Genomic DNA, 776 nt, shown 5'->3' with positions numbered 1-776 from the left:
GTGAAGTAGCATGCAGCCGCCTCATTGGAAGACACCTTAAGCCAATCGACTGGCTCATTCTCACGCTGTTGCGCGGCAAGCTTTCGCAAATCCTCGGTGGAAGATTTCAATGCGGAAACAGCGGCACGGATTGCCGGCACTAGACTGGGAGGCACCACCTTTGGAACGGGACGCCCTTTCTTCTCGGGGAAGTACAGCAATTGCAAGGCGCCATCGTTCTCGATGAGACAATTTTCCGGCAAATTCGCCAACTCGCCCACACGAAATCCGGCCCCGACATCGATAGTGAAAATCTGCAGATAGAAGCGATCGATGTCACTTATATCGTCTCTTGAATTGACAGCAATCAGGTCGCGTATGACCTCGTCTGGCATTAACTTTTCATGGCGACCTGCATCATTGCCCTTGCGCCCGTGCTTAGCTGGCTTCTTCATGCCGGAGACGTAGCTCAGTCTCGATCGCGTCCGCAAATTCAGCCACTTCGCGAACGTCGCGAGCACCTTGCATAGTCCGTATGCGCCCGCAGCTGCGCGATTCTTTCTGATCCGCCGTTCTGCAGCGTAGAAATCTTCGTTCTTGCGCGTGTCGAATGACCGTGCCCCGAGAACTTCCCCTAAAATTGCCACGTCCGTTAAGCGGGCCTGAGCCGAACCTTCTCCAAGATTTCGTGTCATCCGTCCATGGAGAATCCAAATCTTGCATGCCGCCTTCAAGTTGGCATGAACGATCTTGTCAAAGTAGAGGTATCTGCTGATGCCATTGCCAGGACGTAACAC

At 53.5% G+C, this 776-nt stretch carries 1 protein-coding gene; it reads right to left on the bottom strand.

Annotated features, from left to right (window positions below):
• Positions 1 to 776: hypothetical protein (locus CSC64_RS13820; RefSeq protein ID WP_202922375.1), on the bottom strand; the 776-nt coding region annotated here is incomplete at both ends.

The sequence above is a fragment of the Pseudoxanthomonas koreensis genome (assembly GCF_010093225.1).
GTDB classification, from domain to species: Bacteria; Pseudomonadota; Gammaproteobacteria; order Xanthomonadales; family Xanthomonadaceae; genus Pseudoxanthomonas; species Pseudoxanthomonas koreensis.
Note: the sequence above shows the minus strand (reverse complement) of the source record. Positions and strands in the feature narration are given on the sequence as shown.